The sequence below is a fragment of the Corynebacterium nasorum genome, assembly GCF_032821635.1.
Classification (GTDB): domain Bacteria; phylum Actinomycetota; class Actinomycetes; order Mycobacteriales; family Mycobacteriaceae; genus Corynebacterium; species Corynebacterium kefirresidentii.
This window is the reverse complement of record NZ_JAVBIE010000005.1, coordinates 23693-38238: the sequence shown is the minus strand read 5'-3', so window position 1 is coordinate 38238 and position 14546 is coordinate 23693. Positions and strand designations below refer to the sequence as shown.

The 14546-nt window shown below is 58.4% G+C and carries 12 protein-coding genes; 7 read left to right on the top strand and 5 right to left on the bottom strand.

Features of this window, described 5'->3' with window-relative positions:
• Positions 1 to 202: 202 nt before the first annotated feature.
• From ppk2 to RAE07_RS05585, 5 genes are all read right to left on the bottom strand, one after another.
• Positions 203 to 1102 (bottom strand): polyphosphate kinase 2, encoded by a 900-nt coding sequence (ppk2, locus tag RAE07_RS05605; protein WP_023019951.1) that lies wholly within the window; start codon positions 1100 to 1102, stop codon positions 203 to 205.
• 171 nt (positions 1103 to 1273) lie between these two features.
• Entirely contained in the window at positions 1274 to 1408 is a 135-nt protein-coding gene (locus RAE07_RS05600; RefSeq protein WP_023019952.1) for a hypothetical protein, read from the bottom strand.
• Between the two features lie 44 nt (positions 1409 to 1452).
• Positions 1453 to 1626: a hypothetical protein gene (locus RAE07_RS05595; RefSeq protein WP_284835471.1), complete on the bottom strand. Its 174-nt coding sequence runs from the start codon at positions 1624 to 1626 to the stop codon at positions 1453 to 1455.
• A 662-nt stretch (positions 1627 to 2288) separates the two neighbouring features.
• Positions 2289 to 3935 (bottom strand): chaperonin GroEL, encoded by a 1647-nt coding sequence (gene groL, locus RAE07_RS05590; RefSeq protein WP_086588229.1) that lies wholly within the window; start codon positions 3933 to 3935, stop codon positions 2289 to 2291.
• A 233-nt stretch (positions 3936 to 4168) separates the two neighbouring features.
• Positions 4169 to 6139, bottom strand: coding sequence for an OPT family oligopeptide transporter (locus RAE07_RS05585; protein ID WP_317001494.1), 1971 nt, complete (start codon positions 6137 to 6139; stop codon positions 4169 to 4171).
• Between the two features lie 228 nt (positions 6140 to 6367).
• Between RAE07_RS05585 and RAE07_RS05580 the strand changes: the two genes are divergently transcribed.
• The 7 genes from RAE07_RS05580 to RAE07_RS05550 all read left to right on the top strand — a co-directional run bounded on the left by RAE07_RS05580 (position 6368) and on the right by RAE07_RS05550 (position 14539).
• The gene (locus tag RAE07_RS05580; protein WP_317001492.1) at positions 6368 to 7735 is read left to right on the top strand and encodes a M20/M25/M40 family metallo-hydrolase; all 1368 of its coding nucleotides are present in this window, start codon (positions 6368 to 6370) and stop codon (positions 7733 to 7735) included.
• A gap of 330 nt (positions 7736 to 8065) precedes the next feature.
• Complete coding sequence (locus RAE07_RS05575; RefSeq protein WP_317001490.1) at positions 8066 to 11047, top strand: Na+/H+ antiporter subunit A; 2982 nt, start codon at positions 8066 to 8068, stop codon at positions 11045 to 11047.
• Positions 11048 to 11548: a Na(+)/H(+) antiporter subunit C gene (locus tag RAE07_RS05570; protein ID WP_023019959.1), complete on the top strand. Its 501-nt coding sequence runs from the start codon at positions 11048 to 11050 to the stop codon at positions 11546 to 11548. It abuts the gene before it with no gap.
• On the top strand, positions 11541 to 13367 hold the full coding sequence (locus RAE07_RS05565; RefSeq protein ID WP_317001488.1) for a Na+/H+ antiporter subunit D: 1827 nt from the start codon (positions 11541 to 11543) through the stop codon (positions 13365 to 13367). The genes RAE07_RS05570 and RAE07_RS05565 overlap by 8 nt, the downstream gene beginning before the upstream one ends.
• Positions 13360 to 13887 (top strand): Na+/H+ antiporter subunit E, encoded by a 528-nt coding sequence (locus tag RAE07_RS05560; protein WP_239205427.1) that lies wholly within the window; start codon positions 13360 to 13362, stop codon positions 13885 to 13887. The genes RAE07_RS05565 and RAE07_RS05560 overlap by 8 nt, the downstream gene beginning before the upstream one ends.
• The gene (locus RAE07_RS05555; RefSeq protein WP_023019962.1) at positions 13887 to 14162 is read left to right on the top strand and encodes a monovalent cation/H+ antiporter complex subunit F; all 276 of its coding nucleotides are present in this window, start codon (positions 13887 to 13889) and stop codon (positions 14160 to 14162) included. The genes RAE07_RS05560 and RAE07_RS05555 overlap by 1 nt, the downstream gene beginning before the upstream one ends.
• Complete coding sequence (locus RAE07_RS05550) at positions 14159 to 14539, top strand: monovalent cation/H(+) antiporter subunit G (protein WP_023019963.1); 381 nt, start codon at positions 14159 to 14161, stop codon at positions 14537 to 14539. Before RAE07_RS05555 ends, RAE07_RS05550 begins: the two co-directional genes overlap by 4 nt.
• The last annotated feature ends 7 nt before the right edge of the window (positions 14540 to 14546 follow it).

Here is a 14546-nt window from a genome sequence, read left to right as displayed (position 1 = left end):
CGCGACGATATAAAGCACAAATAACTTCCAATTATGTAACCTACGGTTCCGTAAAATAACCGCACGGAAACGGACTTTTAGGAAGAACAAATTTTGCCAAAACTATTGCCCAAATCCACCCCCGTTACCCCCTTAATACAAAAAGCGGGAAACTCGAAGTTTCCGAGTTTCCCGCCGTCGTGATGGCTAATCCAGCTAAAGCTTAGTCACCAATCTGGTCGCGACCACGCTTAACAATATTCTCATCAACCTCGCCCACCAGCTCGTGATCCTTGTTCGTATACTCGAACTTGGACAGTACATAGCGCATAGCGTTAATGCGGGCACGCTTCTTGTCGTTGGACTTAATGGTAATCCACGGCGACTCTTCCGTATCCGTATAACGGAACTGCTCTTCCTTAGCACGGGTGTAGTCGTCCCACTTATCCAGCGAGGCCAAGTCCATCGGGGACAATTTCCACTGGCGCACTGGGTCAATCTGGCGAATAGCGAAGCGAGTGCGCTGCTCCTTACGAGTAACCGAGAACCACAGCTTGGTCAGGGAGATACCCGAGCCCAGAATCATATTCTCCAGCATCGGAACCTCGCGAAGGAATTCCGCGTGCTGACTTTCGGTACAAAAGCCCATAACCCGCTCCACCCCGGAACGGTTATACCAAGAGCGGTCAAAGAAGACGATTTCACCACCGGCCGGGAAATGCTCGATGTAACGCTGGAAGTACCACGAGGTGGACTCACGCGGCGACGGCTTTTCCAATGCCACTGTGCGGGCACCGCGCGGGTTCAGGTGTTCGTTAAAGCGCTTGATAGTGCCGCCTTTACCGGCTGCGTCGCGCCCCTCAAAGATAATAATATGACGCTGACCAGTTTCCTTGGTCCAGTTCTGCCACTTCAGCAATTCAATCTGCAGCGCACGCTTAACGGACTCGTACTCATCGCGAGTCATGCGTTCATCGTAGGGGTAATTTTCACGCCAAGTCTGAACCGGGGAACCATCCGGCATGATCAGCGAAGGGTCATCCTCATCGGTTCCGTCGACGACGTAGCCGTCTGTTTTTGCCAGGTCAATCTCGGGAAGATCGTCGTCTTTAATATCAGCCATGCATTAAGTGTAACCCGAATATAGACAGCAAGCGCGTTAAACTTTCGAAGTTATCCCTTCCCTAAGAAGTTATCCCTTCCCTAAACAGCCACCAAAACGAAAAGAAGGCCTACCGAGACGGTAGACCTTCTTGCTTCAGTGAGCTTTAAAGCTTAGAACTGGAGGATGTTCTTATACGAACATGCCGATCAGCTTGGAAGCGCCTTCAGCAATGGACAGCAGCGGAGAAAGAACCTCGTGGATAGAGTTGAACAAATTGCTGCTCAATTCTACGAAGCTGCCGAAGTTGGAGGAAAGTTCCTGCATTTTAGTGTCTCCTTATTGAAGGTTGGTTGATGGAAAGGTCTTGCTTACTTGGAGCTCAGTTCTTCCAAGCCGTCACCGAAAGTCTCGAAAGCTCCCTTCAGGGCCTCAAATCCTTCAGCGACGCCTTTCCAGTCCTGGATGCCCTGAACAATCTTGCTCCAGCCTTCCCAGGTAGTTACGAAGTTATCCAAGTGCATCTGAATGGTGGAGAGATCCATGTTTGAACTCCTAAAATAGATCCGAAGCTACTGCCGCGGAGGGGTTTGCAGTTTGCAGACACCCTCAGCGGGCGTCACAAAAGATATTTTGACACAAGTTTGAACGAAATCAAGTCAAATTTGCATAGATGCCCCATCACGCAGGCAACTTGATAGGGATAAGTTTATGGCTTTTGGAGGCATTAAAATTTTTTACCTTAACTGAAAGGCTACTAAACTGGGCTTTTACATTACGCTTTAAATAGCTAGGTTAGCTCAGGCTTAACACTGTAACGCTTCCGGAGTAACGAACGATAGGTAGGCGCAAAACCCACTCTCCGAGAGCGAAAAACCTTTTTAAATTCCGCCCCTTCGGCTACCCCTATACGGGGTCACTGGGGTGCATGGTTCGCATGTTAAAAGCTGTGGCGGAGAATCGCGAGCCATATAGCGCGGTGAATTTCCCAAAAGCTCTCCGATCTCCAGCCCCAATTGAAACCGACTATGACGAGCACATTCGGAAAGTCATCTCGTAAAGACGCAGCGTTCACATATCGCATCACTTAAAGAAAATGGTGCAGACACGCCGAAGCGCCCCGTTTCATGCGCTCTAAAGCACAGAAACGGGGCGCTCAGGCTGATGCTAGGCCCGTTGTTATTGGCGGCCTATGGGGTATAGGGCGTTAGAAGCCCATGCCGCCCATGGCGTCAGCGTCCGGCATGCCGTTGTTGGCTCCGGCCGGCTCAGGCTTGTCGGCAACGACGGCCTCGGTGGTCAGGAACAGAGCTGCAATGGAAGCAGCGTTCTGCAGGGCAGAGCGGGTGACCTTAACTGGGTCATTGATGCCAGCCTCCATGAGGTTTACGTACTCGCCGGTAGCAGCGTTCAGGCCTTCGCCTGCTGGCAGGGAGGCAACCTTGTCAGCCACAACGCCCGGCTCCAGGCCAGCATTGTGTGCAATCTGCTTCAGCGGTGCGGACAGAGCCTCACGGACGATCTTGACGCCGGTAGCTTCGTCACCCTTGAGGTCATCCAGGGAATCCAGAACGGAAGCGGCCTGCAGCAGGGCTACGCCACCGCCGGCAACGATGCCCTCTTCCACGGCAGCCTTAGCATTGCGGACCGCGTCCTCGATGCGGTGCTTGCGCTCCTTGAGCTCAACCTCGGTAGCGGCACCGACCTTAAGGACGGCAACGCCGCCGGAGAGCTTAGCCAGACGCTCCTGCAGCTTCTCGCGGTCATAGTCGGAATCAGAGCTTTCGATCTCGGCACGGATCTGCTTGATGCGGCCGTCGATCTGCTCCTGGGAGCCAGCACCCTGAACGATGGTGGTCTCGTCCTTGGTGACAACAACCTTGCGTGCCTGGCCCAGGTACTCCAGCTCGGCGGTCTCGAGGGAGAGTCCGACCTCCTCGGAAATAACCTGGCCGCCGGTAAGGATGGCCATATCCTGCAGGGTGGCCTTGCGGCGGTCACCGAAGCCCGGCGCCTTCACAGCAACGGACTTGAAGGTGCCGCGGATCTTATTGACAACGAGGGTGGACAGTGCCTCGCCCTCAACGTCCTCGGCGATGATAAGCAGCGGCTTGCCGGACTGCATAACCTTCTCCAGCAGCGGGACAAGATCCTTGATATTGGAGATCTTGGAAGAAACGAGAAGGATATAAGGATCCTCGAGGACTGCCTCCTGGCGCTCCATATCGGTAGCGAAGTAGCCGGAGATGTAGCCCTTATCAAAGCGCATACCCTCGGTTACTTCGAGGTCAACGCCGAAGGTATTGGACTCTTCCACGGTGATAACGGAGTCCTTGTTTACGGAGCCGTTGCCCACGGTGTACATAGCCTCAGCGATCTTCTCGCCGATAGCCGGGTCAGCAGCGGAGATGCCTGCGGTGGTAGCGATCTGCTCCTGGGTTTCTACTTCCTTAGCGGAAGACAGCAGAGAATCTACAACCTTCTTGGTTGCGGTCTCGATGCCGCGCTTGATGCCCATAGGGTTGGAACCTGCGGCTACGTTGCGCAGACCCTCGCGTACCAGAGCCTGTGCCAGCACGGTTGCGGTGGTGGTGCCGTCGCCAGCGACGTCATCGGTCTTCTTAGCTACTTCCTTGACCAGCTCGGCGCCGATCTTCTCATAAGCATCCTCGAGCTCGATTTCGCGAGCGATAGAAACACCATCGTTGGTAATGGTCGGGGCGCCCCAGGACTTTTCCAGGACGACGTTGCGGCCCTTAGGGCCGAGGGTGACCTTGACGGCGTCGGCCAGCGTGTTCAGGCCGCGCTCAAGGCCGCGGCGGGCCTCTTCATCAAAAGCGATAATCTTTGCCATTGTGTTTGTGCTCCTTGGTTTATTGAGGACGACACTCACGTCTTTCTCGCTGCGGACGCCCGCGACGGCATGGCTGGTGAGTGTGAACCAACCTCAACCACAACGATGTAGATTTATCTGGCACTCATACTGTGCGAGTGCTAACGACCATTCTGGCACTCTCCCATCGCGACTGCAAGAAAAAATGGCGCCCCCATGCAGGGACGCCATTATATTAAGGAATGGATCAGAAACTAGGAGCTCTTCACCGTGCGCTTGGTCCAGCGGTAGATAAACGTCAGCGCAAGAATAAAGAGGATCACGCCAACCACTGTGGCGGAGGTACCGCCTGCAAAGATCTCCAGCGGGCTATCACCGCCAGCAGCGGCGATAATGCCGGCATTGACCACGCCAAAGAGGGACTCACCCACGATCAAGCCGGTAGCCAGGAGGGTTCCCATGCGCTTGGCAAACTCAGGGCGGGATTGCTTCGCGGCCCACTTATCGTAGAAAGTGCCCAGGATGGCGCCGATGGGGATGACGATGGTCAGCGCGGCCGGCAGGTACATACCCATGCCAGCTGCCAGCGGGGACAATGAGTACTTATCGGTGAACTTGCGCAGGAGCTCGTCAATAATAATGAGGACAGCGCCGATGGCCATGCCTATAAAGATAAGGTCCCAATCCAGCGAGCTATCGAAGATGCCGGAGGCAACCGAAGACATCAAGGCGGCCTGTGGGGCGGCCAAGGCGTCTTCGCCCGCACCCTCCATGCCTTGGAAACCGAAACCGTTGAGCATGACCTGCAAAATCGGCGGGATGACTAGGGAGCCGAAGACCACGCCGATAATGAGCGCTACCTGCTGCTTCCACGGGGTAGCGCCAACGAGTGCGCCGGTCTTCAGGTCCTGCAGGTTGTCATTGGAAATGGTGGCAATACCAAAGACAATGGCCGCGGTAAAGAGCGTATACGCCACCAAGGACAAAGGATCAGCGCTGGTGCCGCGGGTAACGGCGGCGATGAGCAGCGAGGCAGCAAGCACGGCGATGATACCGATGGAGGAAATCGGCGAGTTAGACGCACCAATCAGGCCCGCCATGTAGCCGCACACGGAGGCGATAATGAGGCCTACCAGCAACGTAAAGAGCACGGAGACGGTAATGAGCACGGCCATATAGTCATGGATATCGGTACCCTGCACGAAGTCCCACAGCAGCAGCGCGATGGGCACCATAAACGCCACGATGGTGGTGGCAACATAGGGGAAGGGAATATCTCGCTCGGTCACATCCACGGCGGACCCGGACTTACGGGCGCGCGAGGAGGCTAGCGACTGGCGGATACCCAGCGCAATGGGCCCGGCAATCTTCAGCAGGGTCCAGATAGCGGCAATGGCCATGGTGCCCACGCCGATGAAGCGGATGTCATCGGAGAAGGTGGTATCGACGACGTCGGCAAGCGCGGTGGCGCCCGAAATATCACCGGTGGTGAAAATGGGCAGCAAGATGAAATAGGAAATCACAACGCCAACCAGCATGGCGATGCCCACCGGCAGGCCCACCAAGTGGCCCACGCCGATAAGGGCGGTAGAAAGGCTCGTGCCCAGGGTGGTCGCGCCGGCGCCGAGTTTGAAATAGGCGGTGACCTCAGAGGCGGCCGCCTTCATTGCGGTCAGCAGCGCCATGACGGCCGAGGTAATACCGCCGGCGACGATGATGCGCAGACCCTTGGCATTTTCTTCCTGGCTGGCGCCGGAAGCATTTTCATCGCCCACCTTGAGGACCTCGGCCGCGGCCACGCCCTCCGGGTAGGGCAGATCGGAGCCTGTTACCAAAGCGCGGCGCAACGGGATGGAATACATCACGCCCAGCACGCCGCCGATGATGCACACGCCGGCCGTCTGCAGGAAGCCGAAGCCCTGCCAGTACCCCACCATCACTAGGCCCGGGAGGACGAAGATGATGGCGGACAAGGTGCCCGCAGCAGAGGCGATGGTCTGGACAATATTATTTTCTTTAATGTTATGACCTTTGAAATGGCGCAATACTGCCATGGAAATCACGGCAGCGGGAATGGAGGTAGCAAAGGTCAAGCCCACCTTCAGGCCTAGGTACACGTTGGCAGCGGTGAAGATGAGGGTAATCAGGCCGCCGATGATAATGCCGCGCAGAGTCAGCTCGGGCAGGGTGGCCTTGGAACCTGCGGCGGATGATGCGTTCGCCATGCCAGGTCCTTTCTATTCTCGGCTATGAAAGTTTCTCGTTTCACCCCGCGTAACAAACCGCAGCCTGCCACGTCCGTTCCTGTCTGTTTGGCCCCGATTCCTCGCCGGAATAGGGTCCGAACGGACAAAATCCGCACAGGGTGGAATGAATAAATTTTAGTTCACCACCCCAGCGTTTTCCTATTCCGGTTGCTCTATAGCTTGGGCAGGGCGGGTACGGTAGTACACATGACTGCACTTAATGAAAGCATCCGCAACGACCGCGAGACCATTTTCCGCCAGCTCAGCGAGCTCGTAGCCTTCAACTCCGTCCACAATGAGGAAGGCTTGGAGGACCAGACCAAGGGCGCGAGCCAGTGGGTTAAGTCCGCACTCGAAGAAGCCGGAGTGAGCGTGGAAACCATCACCACGGCCGATGGCTCCACCGCCATCTTGGGCGAGCGCAAGGGCGACGAGGGGGCCAAAACCGTCCTGCTTTACTCCCACTATGACGTAGTACCGGCGGGCAACCGCGAAGCGTGGGATTCTGATCCTTTTACCCTTACTGAGCGCCAGGCCGCCGATGGCTCTACTCGTTGGTACGGCCGCGGCGCCGCCGATTGCAAGGGCAACGTGGCCATGCACCTAGCGGCCCTGCGCGCGGTGGACAATAACGGCGGCACCAAGGTCAACCTGAAGTACCTCATCGAGGGTTCTGAGGAACGCGGCGGCGAGGGCCTGTCCCAGCTCATCAAGGACCGCCCGGAGCTTTTTGCAGCCGATGCCATCCTCATCGCCGATGCCGGCAACTCCGCCGTAGGCCAGCCGACCTTGACCACTTCCCTACGCGGCGGCGCGCAGATTGGTGTGCAGGTCGATACGCTGGCCGCCGGCGTTCACTCCGGCCAATTTGGTGGCGCGGCCCCGGACGCCGCCAAAGCCCTGATGCGCGCCATCGACTCCCTATCCGATGAGTACGGCCGCACCGTTATCGATGGCGTAGATACCACCGCCGAGTGGTCCGGCCAGGAATACTCGGCCGAGGCCTTCCGTGCCGATGCACAGCTGCTGGAGGGCACCAAGATCATGGGCGAAGATGACCCGGCTGGCGCCACGCCAGTGGCCTCTATGGTCTGGTCCCGCCCAGCCATTACCGTCACTGGCTTTACCTCCACCCCAGTATCCGAGGCTGTCAACGCCGTGCCCGCTACCGCTTCCGCCCAGCTCAACCTGCGCGTTCCGGCTGGCGCCGATGCCGCCGCGATTGCCGACGCCGTCTGTGCGCACCTCCGCAGCCACACCCCGTGGGGAGCCCACGTCAAGGCCGAGGTGCTCGAGTCCAATGCCGGCTTTGCCGCCGATCCGGAAAAGCCAGCCGCTGCTCTGCTAGGCGAATGCCTTTCCGAGGCATATAACGCAGAGACCGCCGCACAGGGCATGGGCGGTTCCATTCCGCTGACCACCGAGCTGCAAGAGGCGCATCCTAACGCGGAGATCGCCCTCTACGGTGTGGAGGAGCCCAAGTGCACCATTCACTCCGCCAATGAGTCGGTGGATCCCACCGAGATCGAAAATATTGCCGCAGCCGAGGCGCTCTTCCTGCAGCGCTACTCCTAAGGCTTGCGCCCCTAGCCCAGCCTGGGTCCTGGCTATTGCCGCGGCACTGCGGCGTACCCCGCTCCCCACGGAGCGGGGTTTCTTTATGCCGCAGAATAGCAGCATATAATACAGCGCCAAAAATAGTTCTTTCAAAGCCGTAGAAAAGCCGGTAAAGTGGCAAAAAGTTGGCCCCGCGCTCGGCCATGTTGCTTGCACTATGCCACCGCGGCGTACTCAGCGGCGTGCGGCTCGTGAATGTTCTCGTCTCTCGGTAGTTGTGATGCTCGTGGTGTTCGCGGCAGCGGGGCAAGAGAACGCGATACAACCAAAAGGAGCGCAGTAACCAACGTGCTAATACTCCTGGGTACTCTCATCGCCGCCACCGTGGTGGCACCGCTGCTCATCATGCGAATGGGTCGCCCGGCATTTGGAATTTTGGCCCTAGTCCCCGGCGCAGGCTTTGTGTGGACGCTCATGCACTTTCTGCGCGGCACCTTCGCAGACGGTGGCGCGGTTGAGCATACCGTGGAATGGATGCCCTCCGCGAACCTAAGTTTTGACCTCCGCTTAGACGGACTAGGCGCGCTGTTTAGCCTCATCATCTTGGGCATGGGCGCGCTGGTATTGATCTACTGCTGGGGCTATTTCGACGGCACGCGACGCCGCTTGGCCATGTTCGCGGCGCAAATGGTGGGCTTCGCCACCGCCATGTTTGGTCTAGTGGCCGCGGATAATTTCCTGCTGATGTACGTGTTCTGGGAGATTACCTCCCTGCTGTCTTATCTCTTGGTTAGCTACTATGCGGAACGAGCCTCCTCCCGCCGCGCGGCCCAGCAGGCGCTGATGGTCACCGCGCTGGGCGGGCTAACCATGCTCATGGGCATTATCTTGCTCGGGCGGCAAACTGGGGCGTGGACCTTTAGTGATATCTCCGCCTATGAGAACTTTGCGCAAACACCCTATGTCACGGTGGCCATCGTGCTCATCTTGGCGGGCGCGCTGACAAAGTCCGCAATCGTACCGGCGCACTTTTGGCTCCCCGGCGCGATGGCGGCGCCGACTCCGGTCTCCGCTTATCTCCACTCCGCCGCGATGGTTAAGGCCGGCATCTACCTCGTCGGGCGCTTGGCGCCCTCGATGTATGAGGTGGCAACCTGGCACGTGGTGGTTATCTCCTTAGGCGTATTTACCATGCTGCTCGGTGGCTGGATGGCGCTCAAACAGCGCGACCTGAAGCTGATTTTGGCCTATGGCACCGTCTCCCAGTTGGGTTTTATCACCTCCATCATGGCCGTAGGCTCGCGGGAAGCCATGCAGGCCGGCCTCGCGCTGACCTTTGCGCACTCGCTATTTAAGGCGGCGCTTTTTATGGTCGTCGGAGCTATCGATCACTGCTCGGGCACGAGGGATATCACCAAGCTATCCGGCTTGGGGCGCAAGGAGCCCTTCCTTTTCGGTATTGCGATCATTTCCGGGTTCTCCATGGCCGGCGTCCCACCACTGTTTGGCTTCGTGGCTAAAGAGGCCGTGCTGGAAGCCACCATGCACGAAGAGCTCTTGGCCGGCATGCCGCGCAATATGATGCTTGTGGCCTATGTCCTCGGTTCTATCCTCACGATGGCCTATACGCTGCGCTTTTTGTGGGGTGCCTTTGCCACCAAGAAGGAGGTCAATGGAACAGAGCCGGCAGAGGCCGTCGCCAAGATGCATCCGGTCAACCTGGGGCTATGGCTCTCCCCTGTCTTACTTACCGTCCTGACAGTGGTACTTGGTGTATTCCCCAAGCCGCTTTCGGCAGCCTTTGACCAACACCTCAATTCCACCTTCGGCCCGGAGGAGCATAGCGAGCTAGCCCTGTGGCATGGCTTGACGGTGGCGCTGGGCCTCTCCGCACTCATTATTGTGGCCGGTATTATTATGCACTGGCAACGCCAGGTCCTGGTCAAGTGGCAATTCTCCTACCCCGCACTGGGCAATGCGGATGACGCCTACGATTCGGTCATCGCTCTTTTGCGCCAGCTCTCGCTGCGCACGACGGCAACCACGCAGCGCGGCTCCCTGCAGCTGAACTTGACGGTTATCTTTGCCACGTTGATGCTGCTGCCACTGGCTATGATCATCAAAGGCGATCTCACTGATATCCGCATGATAGTGGCGGAAAATCCTTGGCAGATCGTCGCCGCCTTCATCATCATGGTGGCCGCCGTGGCTGCCACGGTCACCGATAATCGTTTATCAGCCGTCATCATCGTCGGGGTGACTGGCTATACGCTCGCCTTCATCTTCGCTCTGCACGGTGCGCCGGACTTGGCGCTGACGCAGCTGTTGACCGAGACCATCGTGATGGTTCTTTTCATGCTGGTTCTGCGCCGCATGCCGGCCTCCACCGAATGGAAGCAGGACCCCAAGATGGGCCGCCTGCGTGCCTGGCTTTCCGTGGGCACGGGTCTTACCGTCACCGTAGTAGCGATGTTTGCTATTAACGCGCGTCAGTCCAAGCCCATCTCCGAGTTCATGCCGGATCTGGCCAAAGAGATTGGACACGGTGCCAATACTGTCAACGTCTTGCTGGTGGACCTGCGCGCCTGGGATACCTTTGGCGAAATCACGGTGATTATCATTGCCGCACTGGGCGTGGTCTCGCTGATTTATCGCACCCAATCTTTCGGCCGTGAAAGCCGCCGCCCCACCCTGCGGGTTACCGGCCGGCGGTGGCTGGCCGCCGGGGTGGAATCTGAGCAAGCACTCAACCGCTCGCTGATGATCGATGTCTCCACCCGCGTGCTCTTCCCGTCCATGGTCGCACTGTCCTTCTATTTCTTCTTCTCCGGCCACAATGCTCCTGGCGGTGGCTTTGCCGGCGGCCTCGTGGCAGCGCTAGCACTCATCCTGCGTTACCTGGCTGGTGGGCGCGCGGAGCTGGAAGAAACCCTGCCTATTGACGCCGGCCGCACCATGGGCACCGGTCTCTTGCTGTCCGCACTAGCCACGGTGACCCCGATGTTCTTTGGTCACCCGCCGCTTACCAGCGGATACACCTCACCGGAGATTCCGCTCATCGGCAAGGTTTCGCTACCTTCAGCGTTGGTCTTTGACGCAGGTGTCTACCTCATCGTCGTGGGGCTCACGCTCTACATCCTAAATTCCTTGGGCGCCAAGCTGGATGAAGAAGAGGATATGCGTAAGCAACGTGCCCGCGATCGCGCCCGCTCGCTGGCCCGGCAGCAGCGCCAACGCACCGCCAAGCAAAAAGCGCAACGGGCCCAACGCAAGGAAAAGAAACAAGCCGCTACAGCAAGCACAACCGCCACCACAGGGAAGGAGAAATAAATGGAAGCCAACCTCTTCCTCCTCTTGGCCGCCGGTGTGCTCGTAGCCGCGGGCGTCTACCTGCTCCTGGACCGCGCCATGACCAAAATGCTGCTTGGACTGCTGCTTTTGGGCAATGGCGCAAACCTCTTCCTGCTGCAGTCCGGCGGTTCGGCCGGTTCTCCGCCTATCGATGGCCGCGACTCGGAACCTTTCGGCACCGAGATTGCAGATCCGCTGGCACAAGCAATGATTCTGACTGCCATCGTCATTTCCATGGCGCTGACGGCCTTCATCCTTACCCTGGCCTACCGCCAGTACCGCTACCGCACGGATGATGTCATTGAAGATGACGCGGAAGATACCGCTATTGCCGCCAAGGCCGCGCGCCCCGGCAATGCGGCCGCCAGCCCGGACCAAGATGCGTCCAATGATCCGGCTACCGGCCGCGCCACCAAGCAAGGCGATAACTTCGGCCCTGCATCCTTCGAGGAACCAGTAAAGGGGGCCCGCGATGAGTGAGACCGTACAGCCGCTTGTCGATGCCCTCTTTCCCTACATCGGCTACCTCATTCCGCTGCCCATTATCATCCCAGCAGTGGCCGCGGCCCTCGCCTTGATCTTTTGCCGCATTCCCAATGCGCAGCGCCAGATCGTATTTTTCTCACTGCTTATTACCGCCGTGGTCAATGCCGTACTCATCCTCATCGCGGATTTTGAAGGCATCCAAACCCTGCAGGTAGGAGGCTGGGACGCCCCGGTGGGCATCACGCTCGTGGCGGATCGCCTCTCTGCGGTCATGCTCTTTACGTCCTCCGTGGTGCTGTTTTCTGTCATTTGGTACGCCATTTCCCAGGGCGTTCGCGATGGCACCAAGGACGAGCCGGTGGCCGTCTTCTTGCCCACCTACATGCTGCTGACCATGGGCGTTAATATCTCCTTTTTGGCCGGCGATCTCTTCAATCTCTACGTGGGCTTCGAGGTCTTCCTCGTGGCGTCCTATGTGCTGTTGACCTTAGGTGCCTCGGCTGGTCGAGTGCGCGCCGGCGTGGGCTACGTGATGGTGTCGATGGCCTCATCCATGATCTTCTTGCTCGCGTTGGGGTATGTGTATTCCTCCGTGGGCACGATGAACATGGCACAGATTGGCCAGCGCATGCAGGACATTCCGGAAGGAACTCGCACCGCTATCTTTGCCACGTTGCTCGTCGCCTTTGGCATTAAGGCCGCCGTGGTCCCGCTGGATGCCTGGCTGCCGGACTCCTATCCCACGGCACCTTCGCTGGTCACGGCCGTCTTTGCCGGCCTGCTGACCAAGGTGGGTGTCTACGCCATCATCCGCGCCCGCACCTCCGTCTTTACTGCGGGTGGGCTCGATACCGTGCTCATGTGGGTAGCCCTCGCCACGATGCTGGTGGGTATTTTGGGCGCCATCGCGCAATCCGATATTAAGCGCCTTTTGTCTTTTACCCTGGTCAGCCACATTGGTTATATGATCTTCGGCGTCTCTTTGGGTACCGCGCAGGGGCTTTCTGGCGCCATCTTCTACGCCGTACACCACATTCTGGTCCAGACTGCGCTATTTCTGGTGGTCGGACTGGTTGAGCGCCAGGCCGGAACATCTTCGCTGCGCCGTTTGGGCTCGCTGATGTATTCCGCCCCGCTCATCGGAATCTTGTATTTCATCCCCGCCATCAACCTGGGCGGCATCCCGCCGTTCTCCGGTTTCCTGGGCAAGATCATTTTGCTGCAAGCCGGTGCGAATGAAGGATCCTGGATGGCCTGGGTACTTATCGTTGGAGCCGTGGCTACCTCCCTGCTTACCCTCTACGTGATGATGCTGGTGTGGGCTAAGGGCTTTCAACGCGACCGCGCCGATGCCCCTGAAGGCAACGTGGCGCTCGCCCGCCCGGCCCCGCTTTCCGATATCACCGATGAGGTGGAATTTTCCTCCCGCCAGGATGTGGGCAGGGTGCCCTTTGGCATGATCGCCTCTACGACCCTGCTGGTGGCCGCGTCTACGTCCATTACTTTCCTGGCCGGACCGATTTCCGGTGTAACCTCGCGCGCGGCCGAATCCGCGCAGGATACGTCCATCTACCAGTACGCCGTGCTGGGCGACCGCGCGGATGATCCCACCCGCCACCTCAACCAGAAGGAGCGCTACACCGGCGGCGCTGATTCCTATGAAAATAGGCGCAGCCACTCTCCTGAGGCGGAGCCCCCGGCCTCGCCGGGCCTGGATTCCCGCACCGATCCAGAAGCCGGTGGACGCGATGCGCATTCCACCACCGTAAAGTCCCCGGACGCCGCCAAGAGGAAGGATATTAGCGATGACTAACTCGCGCTTTTCCGGCCTGCACCACCGCTTCCGTCCGTGGTTCATCGTCTGGCTCATCATCATGTGGTGCATGCTGATGGGCGAGGTCACCGTGGGAAACTTGGTGGCGGGACTTATCATCGGCGTCGTTATTGTCTTTGCCCTACCGCTGCCGGCCATGCCGATTACCGGCATCGACGTCTCCTGGGGCAAGCTCATTGCTTTTATGCTCCGCTGGTTCTGGGAGTTGTTCTACGCCTCGCTCAAGGTGGGATGGCTGGCCGTGCGCCCGCAGCCGGTGCCCAAGACCGCCATCTTAGAGCTGCCCATGCGCTTGGATAATGAGTTTGCCATCTCTTTGGCGGTGACGCTGTACAACCTGCAACCGGGTGGCACGGTAACCGATATTGATATTGCTAACCGCATGCTCACCGTCCACATCTTAGATGCCCACGATGAGGAGCAAATCCAGCGCGAGATCAATGCCGTGGCCCGTATGGAGGCCTCATTCATCGAAATCTTTGAAAGGAGCCACCCCTAATGGATCCTCAGATCTACAATGCGATTTTGCTGGTGGCCGCCGCGCTGCTGGTCGTCTCCTTCCTCATTACCGTCTGGCGCATTATCACCGGGCCTAATTCGCTGGACCGTTTGGTGGGTATGGATGGCTTTACCGCGATGTTCCAGTGCGCGCTTGCTACCTACATGTGCTGGTCGCTCAACACCACGGTGGCCTCGGCCATGCTGGTCATTGCACTCTTGGGCTTTATCTCTACCGTGTCGGTTACAAGGTTTAGGAAGAGGGATAACCAATGAGCTGGTCCTTTATCGCTGATGTACTCTCGCTCATCCTCATTATTAGCGGCAGCCTCCTCACCTTGGCCGCAGCCATCGGCATCGCTCGATTCAAAGACACAATGTCGCGCGTACACGCGGTGAGCAAGCCGCAGACCACCGGTCTTATCCTCACCATCCTGGGCGCGATCATCCGCCTCACGGGCGCGGAATCCTTCAGCGTGGCCGAGCGGGGGGATTTAGGAATGCTCATTTTGCTGGTACTGTTTGCCATGTTCACTAGCCCGGTAACCGCGCAGCGCACCTCACGTATTGCACGCCGTGAGGGCCTATACGGCACCGAGGAAACCATGTCCCGCAACGACCGCCCCGCCGCGAAGTCGCTGCGCCGCAAGTAGGAGACGC

Coding starts and splice junctions, on each gene's coding strand:
- RAE07_RS05585 (WP_317001494.1), bottom strand. CDS start 6,139: ATGGCGAACGCATCATCCGCCGCAGGTTCCAAGGCCACCCTGCCCGAG.
- RAE07_RS05570 (WP_023019959.1), top strand. CDS start 11,048: ATGGAAGCCAACCTCTTCCTCCTCTTGGCCGCCGGTGTGCTCGTAGCC.
- ppk2 (WP_023019951.1), bottom strand. CDS start 1,102: ATGGCTGATATTAAAGACGACGATCTTCCCGAGATTGACCTGGCAAAA.
- RAE07_RS05600 (WP_023019952.1), bottom strand. CDS start 1,408: ATGCAGGAACTTTCCTCCAACTTCGGCAGCTTCGTAGAATTGAGCAGC.
- RAE07_RS05565 (WP_317001488.1), top strand. CDS start 11,541: ATGAGTGAGACCGTACAGCCGCTTGTCGATGCCCTCTTTCCCTACATC.
- RAE07_RS05580 (WP_317001492.1), top strand. CDS start 6,368: ATGACTGCACTTAATGAAAGCATCCGCAACGACCGCGAGACCATTTTC.
- RAE07_RS05555 (WP_023019962.1), top strand. CDS start 13,887: ATGGATCCTCAGATCTACAATGCGATTTTGCTGGTGGCCGCCGCGCTG.
- RAE07_RS05550 (WP_023019963.1), top strand. CDS start 14,159: ATGAGCTGGTCCTTTATCGCTGATGTACTCTCGCTCATCCTCATTATT.
- groL (WP_086588229.1), bottom strand. CDS start 3,935: ATGGCAAAGATTATCGCTTTTGATGAAGAGGCCCGCCGCGGCCTTGAG.
- RAE07_RS05560 (WP_239205427.1), top strand. CDS start 13,360: ATGACTAACTCGCGCTTTTCCGGCCTGCACCACCGCTTCCGTCCGTGG.
- RAE07_RS05595 (WP_284835471.1), bottom strand. CDS start 1,626: ATGGATCTCTCCACCATTCAGATGCACTTGGATAACTTCGTAACTACC.